Raw genomic sequence first — 15,862 nt, 5'->3', positions numbered from 1 at the left:
TTTTTGCGCAGTCAGTCTGCAACGCTGAAACATTCATCACCTTATACGACACGTCGAGACGCTTGGATCCCGTGATCCAATTCAAATAGAGTCTCGTATTGGATTTGAAAATTAAAAAGAAAGGTCCCCCCTTAGCAAGCACCGAAACTCACCAACTCATTTTTGACTATCGCAGATGGACAGCTTCCCGTTCGTCAACATGGCGAGTTACAAACTGCGAAAGCCGAGCGAGGAAAACAATGTCGTCCAATACCGAAAACCGATCGAACCCTTTGATTAATGCGGCTTTGGCGATCATGCCCGTCATTGCCGCATTGCTTCTCGGCCAGTGGGCCACTTTCCCCAATCTGGCTAACTGGTACGCAAACCTCGCCAAACCTGACTTCAATCCGCCGAATTGGATCTTTGGGCCGATGTGGACGCTCCTTTACGCGCTTATGGCTTATTCCAGCTGGCGCATATGGAATCTACCATCCGATCAGCCGGGACGATCGACGGCATTGGTTGTCTTTTATGCGCAGCTTGCGCTCAACGCGCTTTGGTCATGGATGTTTTTCGGCCTCAATAATCCCCTCGCCGGCCTGCTCGATATTATCCCGCAATGGCTTTTGATTCTCGTTACGATCGACAGCTTTCGCCGGCTCGACGCGCGCGCCACTTATTGCTTGGTGCCAGTTGCAGCATGGGTAGCATTCGCCATAGTTCTCAATTTCGAGATCTGGAGACTGAACGGCTAAGCTTATCCACGCATTGATGTGCCATGTCGATTGAAGGTTTGTTCTCGATCATCAGCAGGCATACCACCTACTGTTAGTAAGTCACACTTCATTTTACCATGTTGCCGACAAGTTTGATGACGCAACAAGGCTTCCGGGAATCGCTTTCACTGGAGGCGGTGTACAAACGCTCTCCTGAAGATAGATCAAAGCGTTCATGAAGCCATGCCGAGAGAATGGCTTGGATATCGCACCGTGTGCACCGGCAAAGTCATCCGGGATCTTTTTCGGATTCGCCGTAACGAATACAATAATCGTGTCTGGCCAACGGCACTTTATGTATGCACAGACATCCAAACCGTTGGAGTTGTTTGCAAGTTGCATATCGACGAAAGCGATGTGCGGCGGTCTGACAGGTTGCATTTTCTCGAGTTCATATAGGGAAGCAGCATCCCCGACTACGATATGACCGGCGTCCTCAATCATCGTCATAACATCCATGACCAACAACGGCTCATCTTCGACGATTAAAACGCTTAACGGCGGCTTGGGGCGTTCCATTTGTCAGTTCCGATCATTCAGGGAAACGGTTACGCGTGTGCCCGTTGGAAGGCTCGCCCACTCAACAGTAGCGTTTGTCTGCTTGGCGAGCCGACTGATCAAGGTTAGACCGAGGCCTGCGGGCGGCTGATAAGGCATGCCGACCCCATTGTCAGTGATGGTTATGGTCGCGTCATTCTCATGACAACGACCCGATAACTCGATGCTACCTGCCTTGCCGTCAGCGAAACCATGCTTGATGGCATTGGTAAGTATCTCATTGAGGACGAGCCCCAGCGATGACGCATTCCCGGCGGCGACCGAAATCTGATCAACATCAGAAACCAGAGAAATATCCCCGCGCCCGCTCGCGCCAATTACATCTTCAGCGAGCTTCACTGCGAATTCGCCAATATCAAATTTGCTCACATCCTCGGATTGGTAAAGTGTCCTGTGGACTCTGGCAAGCGCATCAATGCGTTCCATCATGGCGTCGAGCTTCGCTGAAATCACAGGGTCACCAATCGCCCGCGACTGCAAACGGAGAAGCGAACCAATCATGGTGAGATTGTTCTTCACCCGATGATCGACTTCGTGAAGCAGCAAAGTTTTGGCCTCAAGAGCGGCCTCAAGCTCCGCCGTACGGCGCTTAACCTCTTCTTCCACAAGCAATTTCTGCTCATGCACTCTATCCGTGGCATCGACGTGCTTGCTCACGTCGAGCTGCGACGCGAAGAAAAACTGGATCTGGCCCTCGTCGTTTCGTACCGGACTGAGATAAAGGGCGTTCCAGAACTTCGAACCGTCCTTTCGGTAGTTGAGAACTTCGACGGAAATGCTTTCCCCATCGGCGATCGCAGATCTAATCTGAGCAACCGCCCCTGCATCTGTTTCCGGTCCTTGAAGAAAACGACAATTTTTGCCCAGAATCTCCAATTGATCGTAGCCTGTGAGCAGCTGGAAGGCCGTGTTGCAAAAGACAATCGGGTTATCTGCCTGCGATGGATCGGTAATAACCATCGGCATTCTGGTTGCGCGTACTGCCGCGGCAAAAGGATCGCCTCTGCCGTGCGAATAGTGAAGCCTGTCCGTCAGGTGCCAATCGTCTCGTTGTTCCAAGGTACCTCCAAACATTCTTAAAATGACAAGGGACCCGGGAAACGTCACAATTCGCCGATTGGTTCCTGCTTAAAAACACAACGGCTACCGAAGCACGCTCTGACATCTGTTGACACAGGATTTGGCAGGTGGCACGGAAAAGTATGGTCAATCGTTCATCCATCAGCGTCTCACTCCCTCCCGAACTTGAGGGATTCATAACCGAACGCTTGGCGTCCGGCGATTATGCCAGCGCGAATGAAGTCGTTCACGCGGCTTTGCTGGCGTTGCGCGATGGTTTCATTTCTGCCCCGCCAGCGCTCGTCGATGGATGGCCAAAGGGTGGCGGCGAGTGTGGCTCGCTTATCCGCGAAAAGGATTGGGGCCAGACCCTATTGGGCACGATCGCAACGTGGTCCCACGAGTTGCGGGCCACCGTTGCCAATATCGTCAACTCCCCCGTCGCCAAGGTCTTGATGTGGGGTCCTGACCACATCATGCTTTATAACGACGCTTACAGGGAGATCGCCGGCGAACGTCATCCCATGGCGCTTGGTGTGCCTGTGGCCCGGGCATTCCCTGAGGTCTGGGACTGGAATCGGCCCATTCTTGAAGCAGGTTTGAGGGGTGATACGGTCTTCCACCGCGATCAGCCAATCGTTTTACAGCGCCCAGACGGCCCGCAGACGATGTTCCTCGATCTTTTTTATACACCAGTCTACGACGGCGACGGTAGCGTCGGCGGCGTCATGTGCACAATCGTGAACAACAGCGCACGTATCCTGATGGAAACGCGCCTCGCGGCGAGCGAGGTGGAGCTCCGCCGGGTTACGGATGCTGTGCCAATGCTGATTTCGTATGTCGATCGCGATCATGTCTATCGCTTTGCGAACGGCGCCTACCGTGATTGGTTCGGAGTCGAGCCGGAAGCCATGATCGGCAACCACATCCGCGATATGATAGGAGAAGCGGCCTATAATGACCGCTATCCTTCGATAGATCGCGGATTGGCCGGGGAAACATTTTCTTCCGAAACGGATATGCCTCATCGAGACGGATCGGTCAGACGCCTGGAGGTACGCTATGTGCCTCGCATTGAACCCGATGGATCGATCCCCGGTGTCTATATTCTCGGGATTGATGTGCAGGATCGGGCGCTTCGCGAAGCGGCGCTGGAAATCAGCAACGGCCGCTTCCAAACGGCCATGGGCGCGGTTCATGGCATCTTATGGACCAACAGCGCCGACGGGCAAATGCTCGGTGAGCAGCCTGGCTGGGCGGCGCTGACGGGTCAGACGTTCGAACAATATCAGAGTTATGGATGGGCGACCGTCGTGCATCCTGACGATTCAACCGCAAGTGTCGCCGCATGGCAGCATGCGGTAGCGACCAAATCCATGTTTGTTCATGAACATCGTGTTCGACGTCATGATGGTGCCTGGCGTCAATTCGCCATCCGGGCTTTGCCTATGTTGAACGCTCTTGGCGATATCGTCGAGTGGGTCGGCGTCCATACCGACATCACCCATCAGCGCGCCGCCGAGGCCGCCTTGCGTGAGCAGGCAGATGCGTTGGCGCGGCAGGTGCGCCACCGCGAGCGCGCCGAGGAGCAGCTGCGCGAACTCAACGAAACCCTCGAGGCGCGCGTCATCGCCGAGATTGACGAGAGGCGACGGGCCGAAGCAAAACTTGCCCAATCGCAGAAGCTGGAAACAGTCGGAAAGCTAACAGGCGGCGTGGCGCACGACTTCAACAACTTACTGCAGGTTGTATCAGGCAATCTTGCTCTTCTTGCCAAGGACATAGCCGGCAACGAGCGAGCCGAAACCCGGGTTGCCAATGCGATGGCGGGTGTCAGCCGCGGTGCGAAGCTGGCAAGCCAGCTTCTTGCTTTTGGTCGCAGGCAGGCTCTTGAACCCAAAGTCGTCAATGTAAGCCGCTTTGTGCAAGGCATGGACGACATGCTGAGGCGCGCGATCGGTGAAGCCGTCGAGGTAGAAACCGTCGTTGCCGGTGGGTTGTGGAATACCTTTATAGACCCGGCTCAGATCGAGAACGCTCTCTTAAATCTAGCCATCAACGCTCGTGATGCGATGGATGGCCGCGGCAAGTTGACCGTCGAACTCTCCAATTCTCATCTAGACGATGCCTATGCGCGAAACCATGAAGAAGTAACGCCGGGCCAATATGTCTTGCTTGCAGTGACGGATACCGGATCGGGAATGCCTCCTGAGATAATCGACAAGGTGTTCGAACCGTTCTTTTCGACGAAAGCCGAGGGGAAAGGCTCAGGTCTTGGACTGTCAATGGTTTATGGTTTCGTCAAACAATCCGGCGGCCACGTGAAGATTTATTCCGAACTCGGCCACGGAACAACGATCAAGCTCTATCTGCCGCGCGCATTGCAATCGGAAGATATAGAAGTCGCCGTCGAGAACGGGCCTATTGCGGGCGGTACCGAAACCGTTTTGGTGGTTGAAGACGATGAAGCCGTACGAGAAACGGTTGTGGCGCTGCTGGCAGATCTCGGATACCGCGTGCTTAAGGCGACAGATGCTGCCAGCGCCCTCAATGTGATAGATAGCGGCATTCCGATCGACATCCTCTTTACGGATGTGGTCATGCCGGGAACCCTTAAAAGCCCTGAGCTTGCGCGAAAGGCGCGCGAGCGGCTGCCCAACATCGCCGTTCTGTTCACCTCAGGCTATACCGAGAACTCTATCGTGCATGGTGGCAAACTCGATGCCGGCGTCGAATTGCTATCGAAGCCATACAGCCGCGACGCCCTCGCCAGGAAATTTCGGCATGTACTCAACAACCAGCGCCAACGAAACCGGCCGCCCTCTACGGCTCTTCCGGTTCCGACACGCGAGCCTTCGGAAAGACCTGATGCTGCCAAGCAGCTAACCGTAGTGCTCGTCGAAGACGATGCCCTCATCCGGATGAACACCGCTGATATTTTGCAGGAGGCGGGATATATAGTTGTAGAGGCAGCGAGCGCCGAGGAAGCGATGGTGGCTCTTGAAACCGTTCCTTTCGATGTGCTGGTGACGGATGTCAACTTGCCGGGCGCTTCCGGTGCAGAGCTTGCGGAACGTGCGCAAACATTGCGACCGTCGGCCGCTATTGTCTTTGCAACGGGCGATCCCTCTCGTGTCAGCGCTGCCAACGGAGTAGCGATCCTGGCGAAACCATATAACGAGAGACAATTGATCGCTGCTGTTTCATCGAGCCGGTCTCGTGCCTCGGGGCAGGCACATAGCTTGGAAAGTGATGGCTAACGTCCAGCATTATTGCTACCGACAATGCCTTTGAAACTGAGTATCCGACGAGCGCTTTGTCGATTGGTAGAGAATAGACATCAATCAAAGGACAGCGAACGATCGTGGCGGAATTGATCTCCTGCCTCGCGCATATGTCGATACGGCAATACCGTGTGCGACGCAGACACCTTGACAGACCCAAGTGTGAGACCTGCGCTATCTAGTAGCGCCTGAAGCAGTGGGAAAAGCCAACCGTGATCAACACTAACAAGGCTCCGACTGTTGAGTTGCGCAACGATTTGACCCACTTTTCCGTTTTGCGCTAACCCAGCTTCTCGTTCACACAGCCCTGAAAGGTTTCACAAATAAGACCGAACCTTGGGCAATTTCGAAATGCAAACAGGGGGAACATTGGCGTGGAAATCACCCCAAGCAGTTCGACCGCCACTCCAATACCTGAACTGCCACCGATAACGACAAGTGTCTCGCCCGGACGCCTACCGCTCATCTTCTGCCTCCCATGTGTCTAGTGTGTCGACCACATATCTCACTGACATCATTTGCCGTCCGGCCGCCGCCAAACCGAATACGCGGTCGTGCCGTCAACGGACGGCGGTACAGCATAAGACAAAAGCCCATTCTGATAAGTAAAGTCCCGGACTTGCTGTTTGCCTTCCCAGTTGGGGAACGAAGCAGCCTCAACATCGAAAATTAGCTGGTGATGCGCGGTGTCGATCGAAACTTTGCCGAAATGCGTGCTGGAACCCAGCACCGCCGCCCTATACTCTTCGGCCGTGCCATGGGCCTTGTCGCCACTGGCAAAGATGGGTCGGTAGACCTTGAATATCTGCAGATTGTAACGACCGCTGGCGTCCACCGAAAGCAACCCCTTAGGGTGTGGCCCATAGAGCGTGCCTGTACTTCCGTCACCATGGATCTCGAACGCCTGATCCAGCACCCACGTTCCTTCGAGGGATCGAAGTTCCTCAGCGTGACTGAGGTCAACGAACGCCACCGCCATCACTGCTGCAACAACTGGTCCCGCGAATGCTTTTCGAAAAAACCTCACGCTTTGTCTCCATCTCGCAGAGAGATGTAACCTATCTAATAGGTTACAAGAAATAGTGTGATAAGAAATGAAATCTGTCAAGGAGCTTTCAAAGCGGCGAGAATGTCGAACGTTCTGTCGCTTTTTTGACCGATAGACTTCGATGTCAAACCCTCGAGAGCTGCCATCTCGCATGACATTCTGCGCAGTAGCATCCGAAATGCACGCACGCATGCACCCTTGTCTTTCCTCCATTTTGTAACTATGTCATGAAGTTACAGCTCAACCTAGGCTTGGGGCGGTGATTCCTCAAGAAGTTCGATGACTATGCGAGATGAAACGAAGCGACCGGAGGAGCGTGACGGTTTCCGTTTCCGTGGTGGTCATAATGCTTTGGACCTGACGGCCACGCTGGCGGCACGATTGAAGCCGGTCCCGCGCGAGCGCCTGGCCATGCCGGCGGACCTCGGACGGTGGTTCGTAGCGGCTGGCATCGTGCCGAGCGCTCCAGATGTAGAGGTGAAAGATCTCGAGGAGGCGCGCGCCTTGCGCGAGGGGATATTTGCCGTTTCAAGCGCCAGATTGAGCGGAGAAGACGCACCGTCCGCGCGCAAGCTGCTCAACGATATTGCAGCGAAGCCATCGTCAGTGCCTCAACTCGATGCAAATGCTGCCATAAAGTTCGATGGAACCGTCTCCGCATTGCTTTCGACGGTGGCACGGGAGGCTATTCTTCTATTGGGCGGCCCGCAGGCGGGCCGTGTAAGGCAATGCGAGTCAGCGACCTGTACAATATTTTTTCTTGATACATCGCGGGCGGGTGATCGGCGCTGGTGCTCGATGGCCGGCTGCGGTAACCAGGCCAAGGTGCGTGAGTTCCGCCGAAGAAAGGCTGCCAGCTGATGCGAGAACCAGCTGGGACTGTTTTCTATCCATCCCGCGTCGGAGCGGCGATTACGACGCAGCCGGATTCTTCGATTGGCAAAAACAATCTGTTTCAAGCGAAAGCTGAGCTATGGCTGTTGAATTCCACGTGAAAGCCACATCATTTGCCATTTCGCGAACAACCGCAGATGTTTCAAAGTTCTCAACGATTTCAAACGCCTGTCTCGGCCCTATTGGGTCAACGCCAAGCGGAAAACCGGGTGAAACCATGGTGGAATTCAACGCCTGTTGTTAACAGATGACGGGGCCTCATTCGACCAATGACGGTTGCTATATCTAAAACGGCCACACATTTGTAATTCTCATAGAGTATCAATAATTTGGGCATTGAAATCAACGACTCTGTCTGCTTTCGCAATGGTTGACGGTCGGTGGGCGACGATAATCCGTGTCAGTTTCAATTGCTGGATCGCGTCATTGACAATTGATTCGTTCGCTTCATCGAGATGACTGGTTGCTTCGTCGAGAAAAAGATAGGTCGGCTGCTTATAGAGGGCTCGAGCAAGAAACAACCTCTGCGCCTGCCCTCCCGATAAGGTCGACCCCATGTCCCCGACCAAAGTTTGGTACCTCATTGGCATTCTCAAAATGTCGGAATGCAACGCCGCGGTCTGGGCGCAACTTACCACACGCTCGAAATCCGGCTTGGGATCAAACGCGGTGATGTTATCGACGATTGAACCGGCAAACATCTGATCGCCCTGCATTACACAGGCAACGAGGTTGCGATAATTATAAAGACCGATCGTTCGGATTGGCGCACCACCGATGAGTATTTCACCCGATGTGGGTGCTATGACGCCGGCCAAGATTTTGAGAAGAGTCGACTTGCCACATCCCGACGGCCCTACTATGGCGACGCATTCCCCCGGTTCGAAAGCAAAGTCGAAATTGCGCAGTATTTCAGACTCTCCTTCCCCATAGCTGAAGGAGAGCCTACGGACTTCAAGCGCGCCCGGCCTGGATAGCTTCAGCATCGGCAGATCTTGGCCATCCTCTTCCGGCTGGCTCAATACAACATCGGAGACCCGTTCGGTGTGCAACGAAAGCATACGGAATTGGATGGCGGTATTGATCAGACTCTCGATGCGGCGGGTGAAATCGTCCTTGTAAGATAAAAATGCCAGTAGCATACCAACCGAGAGATGCCCGGCAACGATACCCACGCCCCCGAGATACAACATGGCCACTCGATCAAGGCCAAAGAGAGTTTCAGTTCCAGCGGCGAAAAAGATATCGAGCTTGTCCATGCGTAGCTTGGCGTTGGTGCTGTTGATAAGGAGATTGAGCCAACCCAGCTGACGCCTTAGTCTTAGGTCAAACAATTTAAGGCTTAGGATTCCACGGACCGTTTCCATCAGATGCGTGTCGCGTTTTGCCGAGAAGACGATCTGTTCCTCCGATGCTTGTCGATATGGTGCATAGGCTGCGACCCGGATCACGATATAGACCAACGTCGTAACAACAGGAATCGAAACCAACCAACCCCCATAAATCGCCATCATTGCAAGCATGCCAATGGCCATTACACCATCTATCAGAGGCGTCACCAGGCTTCCGGTCAGCGTCCTCTGGATTTGATCGAGTGATGAAAAACGGGAGACGACGTCACCGACATGACGCTTTGTGAAATAGTCGACTGGCAGTCGCACGAGGTGACTAAACAGACTTGAGGAAAACTGAACCGTAAGGTTTGTTGCCATCACCATGATCGACCAGGACCGAACAAGGCGCGAGCCGGCTTGAAAGAGTACCAGTAAGGCGAGCGCCGCTGCAATGATGGAAAGCAAGGAGAGATCAGCGGTAACGGCGACTTGGTCAACTACAAGCTGCATTCCAATGGGAACCAACAATGCGAAGATTTCTATGGCAACGGAAATGAGGAGCACAAGAGTAATGGACTTGCCGAGACCTTGCACTCCCCTGGCCATTTCCGAGACGCGAATAAATCGCCGTTCCTCGATCGGCTTGAAACTGGTATTTCTCAATACTTCCAGCGCGACGCCGGTAAAGTGCTCGGAGGTTTCGCGATAAGATAAGAAGCGTTGCCCCCTGGCTGGATCGTGGATCAGGACTCCTCGGGTGCGGACCTCGGTCAGAACGACGAAATGATTGAGATCCCAATGCAGTATGCAAGGAAGTTTCAATTGATTGAGAGCAGCGAGGTCGAGCTTTAACGCTCTCGGCGTCATGTCGAGACGCTGTGCCAACCCGATGAGTGCCCGCAACGTCATCCCCTTCATCGTCATCGGGTAGCGTCTGCGCATCGCCTGAAGATCTAGATCATGGCCATGGAAATTGGCGATCATGGCCAGACTGGCAAGGCCACATTCTGCCGCTTCTGTTTGCAAGATCACCGGGACGCGGCGCGCCAAGCCCAGACTAAGCCGACCAAGGACACTCATGACGGCACCTTCTGCGTCGATGAGACCGCGCCTTTGAGGCTATAAATCGGATCGAGAATCCATTCATAGAGTGGCCTGCGGTCAAGAAAGATCGTGGCGTGGACAACCATTCCGGACGTAAGAACCTGAGCCTTTCCATACGCGTGAACTGTCATTTGATCAGGCTGCACCGTAATTCGATACATGTTTTCTCCACTTTGCGACGCCGCATTTTCTCGCCCCAGCCCTGCAGTTCCAAGATCTGTCAGCTCCTCCAATCTCAGCGCCGTCCGGGAAATGGCGGTGACGCGCCCGGAATATTGGCCGAACTTCTGATAAGGAAAAGCTTCGTAGCGAAGTGTCACCGGTTGCCCCACTTGCAGGAAGCCAATTGCGCTGCTGGGGGCCCCAAGTTGAACCTGGAAATGCGGCGCGGCCGGTAAGATCGTGGCCATTGGCGAACCAACTTCGATGATCTCGCCGGCGTTGGCGACAACACCCGTTACGACACCATCGCGAGGCGCGGTCAGCCTGATCTCGTGCTTGGCTTCTCCTTCGGCAATCGAGAGGTCAATCTGCGCGATCTGGCGAGCAAGGTCCCCAAGTGTCGACGCCTTCCGAATTGCGATCGCGTTGAGTTGAGAGCGGAGATCTTGCCGCTTGCCCTCAAGTTGGATCTGCTCTCTCTTCAATGCCTCAAGCTGCTGTTGCGCGGCGATGTAGTCCTGTTTTTTGGCATCCACCTGCGTCTCAATCACAATTTGCCGTGCGAGATATCCCTTGTAGCGCTCGAAACTGAGGCCCAGCGCTTCGGCATTTTTTTCCGACACGTCAATTTGCTTTTCAATCTGTGTGAGCTCTCGCCCGGCAAAATCTTCCTGCTCCGCGAGCGATACCTTTTGTAAATCGTTGAGGTCGCTTTGTCGGTCTCGTTCGGCTGCCAACTCGCTTCTCTGCTGACGTAATTCAGCGGTCACCGCCGCCTGCGTCTCACCCAGGCCAGACACGTTGTCCACGTCTAGGACAAATAGTAAGTCACCCTGATGCACAGACTGGGATTCGCTGATCATACGTTCAGCGATGCGCCCCCTGATGGGGGCTCGAATCTTTGTGACACCTTCAGTCGGCAAAAGGACACCGCTAACTGTCGTGCGCCGGGAATAAGATCCACTGAACAGCAAGATCATCGTGGCGACAGCGAGACAGATTGCTATCGGGGCGACGATCTTGAGACTGAGCGAAACGGCCAACTGCGTCGGACCGAACCATTGATCGCGTCGGGCATCAACAGCTTCTCGGCGAAAGAGAGTATCACGGCCGATCTCAGGCGATATAGAAATGCCCGCAACGGCACTGGTTTGTCCGTCGTCATGCGAGGCAGAGCGTCTCAACCTCTCGGTCGTATCGAGCCACAACTTCCAACAACCTCTATATTCGCGCCATGAAATATTTTATCCCTGAACCAATCGAGGAAGTGAGGGGCTTCCTCACATGCGATCACCTTGGTGCGCGCAGTCCAGCCGCTTGCGACACCGACGCGCCTCAGATAACGCTCTGGCGCGCCGGTGCCTCTTCCAAATAACTATCGCTCAAAATGAGAGCATAAAATTATTTGTAATATATCGCCGACACGCGCTGGCCTGTCTGTTGATTGACACAGTGCACATCGGTTGATGTTGGATTGGTTTGTACCGTACACGACCATGTATCTCCACCGGATACATCCTGCAGTTCCTCAAGAGTGAGCAATTGCATATCTTCTTTCAACTTACGTTCTGCCTTCATAACTTCTCTCCGATTGGATGTTTTATCCTATCAACAGATAAGCCATATGTTAGAATCCTGGTTTAATTCAATAGGAGCGTAAGTACCAGTATGTACCATTGCATGGTGGTACATACTGGTATGCACTGGTGCATCAAACGTGATTGTTGATGCCAATCGTACATTGAATATCGATAGAAACGCCGATAGCCTACCCGAGCATTGAATATTACAATCTCAATCAGCGGAAAAATGCACCATGAAACGTAGAACTGTATGTAATTACGAGGAACTGAGTGCCATCATTCAGAAAGCTTCTCAAGTTGAAAGGGATAGAGTAGCGTCTCTACAACAGAGTGAAATTGATGCGGTTGCCGGCGGGATCGACGTCACATCCGGCGGACAAACGACCTACTCTCGCCCGGCGGGATTTGTCCCAACAAATTCGTTGTCCTCTACAAAGTAGCGAGTGTTTCGCAAAGCCAGCTATATGCATTCGATCTTTTTCATTTCGTGGCAGAGGAAGACGTGGCCATAGAGGGCGACAAAGATCTCGACGTTAATAGGTGCTTTTGTCCGATCAAATGCCCTATTTTCCTTTTCTTCTAACGCGAGGTGATTGGGTTGCCCAGGAAATCGCCACATAAGGTGAAAGAGTATTCTTGTCCGAGTGCATCTCCCGACGGACGAGACGTCAAGCTACTTGGAGTGGTTTTGGCATCCGCGGATGAGCCGCAGGTGTCGTATGTTTCCCAGAGTGTGGGCGTTTTGGTAGAAGACGCGCTTAGACAGGTCGATGCCGGAGTTTTGCCGACCCGGATTTTGCGGCTTTCCGCCAAGTGTGAAAGGGGAGCGTGCGCCCAGTTTGATGGACACGGTTGCCGCCTCGGGAGGAACATTGCTGAAAAAGTGGCGCCCGTAGAAAGCTCTTTGCCGGCGTGCAATATTCGAAGGACTTGCAGATGGTATGCCGAGAATGGCCCAGCCGTATGCTTGCGCTGTTCGCGCGTGGTAACGACGGTTTTGTCTTCCGATGACATATTCGTGCCGATCATAGACATGAGCACGATGCCTCACACATCTTCCTCAAAGGAGACCTTCAGCAAGGATCAGGACGAAATATGAAATTCGATCCGAGCGGCGCCGATATCTTTGTTGTAGTCAGGCACGCCACGTCCATAAAATGACTCGTTTCAATTGGCGCCGGCATTTCATGGTCCTGGTGTCAATCGCGTCCGGTTGAATTACAGCGCCGCCTGCATCGAAAATATTCGAGATCATACAGAAGGCTGCTTCCGCCTTAAAACGGACCTTTGCCGGATTGTAGAGCCGCCGCCGCCTCTTCCCTGGTCGTGGCGTTGAGGATCCGAAAGAGCAACGAGATATGGTTGCGCACGGTGAACGGCGAAAGCTTGAGGAGCCGTGCGATTTCCTTGTTCGTTTGTCCCTGCGCAATCAGCTGCAGTATTTGCCACTGCCGGCGCGTCATCAGGGGCATCGCCAGTGGCGGGATTTCGACACAACCAGCGTCTTGTTTGCGTAGGGTCGTCATGATCTGGCGCAACACGGTCAACCCATCAACATTTTCGCCTAACTCAAACAAGACAACCTCGGGAAGCTGCCGACGTAGCTTCAGGAGCTCCTGATCATCTGTAAATTCCGCAAGCGCAATTATCTTGCGCGTCCGCCCCCCATATGCGGTAGCCATTACGGCTTACCCAAGATTTGGCAAGACGTGAGGGCGGCGGAACCGCAAAGACACGATAATAATCCCTTCCGGATTCTAGGCACGAAGAACGCGGAAGCCCAAGCCATCAATAATTGCAAGCATGCCAATTCCCGAAACGAACGAAGAGACCATCGGTGAAAGGTCGGGGCCCCTCGAACGGAAAAGTCAAGGTTGGCGCTCCGTCCAGCCGTTCTTCGTATCATACAGCCACTTGATGTTTCCAAGCATAGGGACTCTTGGCAGAGAGCCTGAGATCCATTTCGGACCACAATAGTGCCCCCATATTCGCGCCTCGCACCACTGCTAAAGGCGATATCTTCATCTCCGCGGCAGCGATCCCGATCAATGGGGAAAATAGATTCGATCATAAAGCGATCCTTGAGATCGGTTAGTCCCAGCCGCGCATTCTGGCTTCCGACGTTCATACCAAGACTTCCGCAATATCATTCATCAAGCCATACGCGGGAGGTTGTTTCGATCGGGGTTTCATCATTGGTGTGCACGTGTCTTTGTTCCTTACGGCAAGCGCAGCATAGCGACGAGGCACGTAACCTGTCAATTAGGTTACGATTCATATTTTAGTGGCTAGCCGAAATTTCCTTCACTGTTGATTTGCGCTCCAATTTTACCCATTTTTCCGTTTCGGTAATCCGGCTACTCTTTCGTATGGTGTTGAGAAATTTCACAAATCACAGTGCACTTTGGACCGTCGAACCCGTTTTTCATTCCCAGCACGCCTGCTGAGCGCGCTTGTTGCGGAAGCCGGCAATCACTGAAAAGCTGGCGGCCCGACGCCCGTCAAAGAAACGGGTCAAATCGCGTTGGAAACTCAACGCTCCATCCATCTGAATCCTTGAAACCATACCCTTTGGTGTTACAGTTTTGCGATAGTTCGGACCGTCAGACGCGGGATAACGACCCGGGCGACGAGAGCCATCGGGCGGCCCGAGAAGATCCGCTACGATGTTATCCCTTCCCAAGTTCATCCTTAGATACACCCATGGCAGTCGCTAGTGCCGCCTTGCCATTACCAGGCATCATCGCCAATCCGGAAATGATGCCCTCCTGCCATGCCTTGCCCCGATCCCATGCCTCACGGTAGGCGTCGGCCAGCACATCACCTTGTCGCGTCTCTAGTAGGGCCTCGAAGAGCAACGAGGCCTGCAGGACATCCTTCTCGCGCTTTGCCCTCCCAAGTGCGTCAGTGAGCCGCCTCGAGGCCACGATGAGCTTGTGGACAGCATATCGTTCGGGAGTCGGGACGATCACGCTCACTCCTTGACGGTGCAGCAGGACGGTCCGCACAGGCTCGTAGATTAGGTAATCGAGGAACCGCAGGCTTTCCGCCGACGCGCCGCCGAGGGCGGGCATGGGCGACGGTTTGCCCGTATGCTCGTCCGATCCCCGGTTGCCCGTCAGGAATTCCACACGGTAACCCTTGCTATTCACGAACGCGACGACCTTTGCCTTGTCAGCCTGGTGTGGGACTGCCCGGAATGTCTTGTCGATAGACTGTAGGATTTCCAGAACGGGCGGCAGGCTATCCCCGACCTCCGAGCTGATCGCAAAATCCTGCGCGAAATCGGCGTCCCCCGTTTGCATCGCCGTCGACGGCAGCCGAACACCGAGCAGGCCCGCGTAGCAGCCGAATGCCACAGATCCGATCAAGACGGCCCGCAGCCGGAAGAGGCCTGCGTCCGCGAGGGCCTTCGTGATGTCGCCCGCGAAATCGTCCGGCCCCTGCATCCCGCCGCTTCGCAGGAGCGTCCCGACCATCCGCCTACGCTCGCGGAGATCGTCCTTGATTTCTTTGTGGGCGTTCACTCGAGCTGTGATCTCTTCGTCGCTGTGAGGCCCCACATAGCGCCGCTTGTCGCCCTCAGGGGTAGGGAGATCGAAATACCAGTAGTCGCGGCCCTTGACGGGGACCGTGACGAACCGGCCCTCAAGTGGGAAATCGGCTTGAAATTGCCCATCAAGCGAACGCTGCGCCAGCTCCGCGAACATCGTTCGATATGTGATGTCGATCCGCCTCATGCCTCGCTCTTCCTTCGCGTTTGCCGCAGCCTATTTCTTACCCCTCAGATCGGCCATTGCCTGCTCGAATCCCTCGCCTTCCTTAGAAGAAATCGTCCAAGCTCATCGCGGGCGTTAATCCGTTATAATGTTCTGACAGAAACATTATAACTCCCTTATTCCTTAGTCAATGGACCGTCGGTTATAATGTTTCAGCCGAGACATTATAACGCCGCCGAAAATGCTATTTAAGCAAGCAATGTTGATTTCCGGTAGGAACTGACCCGTTGGTGGCAGATATTTCCATTGAGAATTGACCCATGTTTGAACCTTGCCCTGCGTGTTTTCAGCGAGGGCTA

At 54.0% G+C, this 15,862-nt stretch carries 10 protein-coding genes; 3 read left to right on the top strand and 7 right to left on the bottom strand.

Translation table 11 applies throughout. The annotated features are described in order from the left end of the window. The first annotated feature begins 296 nt into the window (after positions 1 to 296). A complete protein-coding gene (locus A6U86_RS27515) occupies positions 297 to 737 on the top strand; it encodes a TspO/MBR family protein (RefSeq protein WP_244510116.1) in 441 nt (146 codons plus the stop codon). A gap of 93 nt (positions 738 to 830) precedes the next feature. Here the strand turns inward: A6U86_RS27515 and A6U86_RS27510 are convergent, their stop codons facing one another. Both A6U86_RS27510 and A6U86_RS36060 read right to left on the bottom strand, forming a co-directional pair. Further along, the gene (locus A6U86_RS27510; protein WP_068397994.1) at positions 831 to 1,277 is read right to left on the bottom strand and encodes a response regulator; all 447 of its coding nucleotides are present in this window, start codon (positions 1,275 to 1,277) and stop codon (positions 831 to 833) included. Positions 1,278 to 1,280: 3 nt separating this feature from the next. Further along, a complete protein-coding gene (locus A6U86_RS36060) occupies positions 1,281 to 2,375 on the bottom strand; it encodes a histidine kinase dimerization/phosphoacceptor domain -containing protein (RefSeq protein ID WP_272955758.1) in 1,095 nt (364 codons plus the stop codon). A gap of 143 nt (positions 2,376 to 2,518) precedes the next feature. Here A6U86_RS36060 and A6U86_RS27500 point away from each other — a divergent pair, with 143 nt between their 5' ends. Continuing rightward, positions 2,519 to 5,635: a response regulator gene (locus tag A6U86_RS27500; RefSeq protein ID WP_083197002.1), complete on the top strand. Its 3,117-nt coding sequence runs from the start codon at positions 2,519 to 2,521 to the stop codon at positions 5,633 to 5,635. A 538-nt stretch (positions 5,636 to 6,173) separates the two neighbouring features. Here the strand turns inward: A6U86_RS27500 and A6U86_RS27495 are convergent. After that, on the bottom strand, positions 6,174 to 6,686 hold the full coding sequence (locus tag A6U86_RS27495) for a lipocalin-like domain-containing protein (RefSeq protein WP_198929099.1): 513 nt from the start codon (positions 6,684 to 6,686) through the stop codon (positions 6,174 to 6,176). 300 nt (positions 6,687 to 6,986) lie between these two features. Between A6U86_RS27495 and A6U86_RS27490 the strand changes: the two genes are divergently transcribed. Beyond that, positions 6,987 to 7,568: an ABATE domain-containing protein gene (locus A6U86_RS27490; protein ID WP_198929098.1), complete on the top strand. Its 582-nt coding sequence runs from the start codon at positions 6,987 to 6,989 to the stop codon at positions 7,566 to 7,568. 344 nt (positions 7,569 to 7,912) lie between these two features. On the opposite strand, the gene A6U86_RS27485 is transcribed toward A6U86_RS27490, so the two are convergent. The 4 genes from A6U86_RS27485 to A6U86_RS27470 all read right to left on the bottom strand — a co-directional run bounded on the left by A6U86_RS27485 (position 7,913) and on the right by A6U86_RS27470 (position 15,524). Beyond that, positions 7,913 to 10,015 (bottom strand): peptidase domain-containing ABC transporter, encoded by a 2,103-nt coding sequence (locus A6U86_RS27485; protein WP_068397985.1) that lies wholly within the window; start codon positions 10,013 to 10,015, stop codon positions 7,913 to 7,915. Next, positions 10,012 to 11,409 carry an HlyD family secretion protein gene (locus A6U86_RS27480; RefSeq protein ID WP_068397983.1) on the bottom strand — a complete coding sequence of 466 codons (1,398 nt, stop codon included), beginning with the start codon at positions 11,407 to 11,409 and terminating at the stop codon, positions 10,012 to 10,014. The genes A6U86_RS27485 and A6U86_RS27480 overlap by 4 nt, the downstream gene beginning before the upstream one ends. A 1,649-nt stretch (positions 11,410 to 13,058) precedes the next feature. Next, positions 13,059 to 13,466 carry a response regulator transcription factor gene (locus A6U86_RS27475; protein ID WP_068397980.1) on the bottom strand — a complete coding sequence of 136 codons (408 nt, stop codon included), beginning with the start codon at positions 13,464 to 13,466 and terminating at the stop codon, positions 13,059 to 13,061. A gap of 987 nt (positions 13,467 to 14,453) precedes the next feature. Next, positions 14,454 to 15,524: a GSU2403 family nucleotidyltransferase fold protein gene (locus A6U86_RS27470; protein ID WP_068397977.1), complete on the bottom strand. Its 1,071-nt coding sequence runs from the start codon at positions 15,522 to 15,524 to the stop codon at positions 14,454 to 14,456. Positions 15,525 to 15,862: the final 338 nt, after the last annotated feature.

Source organism: Rhizobium sp. AC27/96, from assembly GCF_001692325.1.
Lineage (GTDB): Bacteria > Pseudomonadota > Alphaproteobacteria > Rhizobiales > Rhizobiaceae > Rhizobium.
The sequence above is the reverse complement of the archived record's forward strand: the minus strand, read 5'-3'. Positions and strand labels throughout refer to the sequence as shown.

Bases quoted from the DNA above. Each gene is read 5' to 3' on its own strand.
- A6U86_RS27470 (WP_068397977.1), bottom strand. From the start codon at position 15,524: ATGAGGCGGATCGACATCACATATCGAACGATGTTCGCGGAGCTGGCG.
- A6U86_RS27475 (WP_068397980.1), bottom strand. From the start codon at position 13,466: ATGGCTACCGCATATGGGGGGCGGACGCGCAAGATAATTGCGCTTGCG.
- A6U86_RS27515 (WP_244510116.1), top strand. From the start codon at position 297: ATGCCCGTCATTGCCGCATTGCTTCTCGGCCAGTGGGCCACTTTCCCC.
- A6U86_RS27485 (WP_068397985.1), bottom strand. From the start codon at position 10,015: ATGAGTGTCCTTGGTCGGCTTAGTCTGGGCTTGGCGCGCCGCGTCCCG.
- A6U86_RS27510 (WP_068397994.1), bottom strand. From the start codon at position 1,277: ATGGAACGCCCCAAGCCGCCGTTAAGCGTTTTAATCGTCGAAGATGAG.
- A6U86_RS27490 (WP_198929098.1), top strand. From the start codon at position 6,987: ATGACTATGCGAGATGAAACGAAGCGACCGGAGGAGCGTGACGGTTTC.
- A6U86_RS27500 (WP_083197002.1), top strand. From the start codon at position 2,519: ATGGTCAATCGTTCATCCATCAGCGTCTCACTCCCTCCCGAACTTGAG.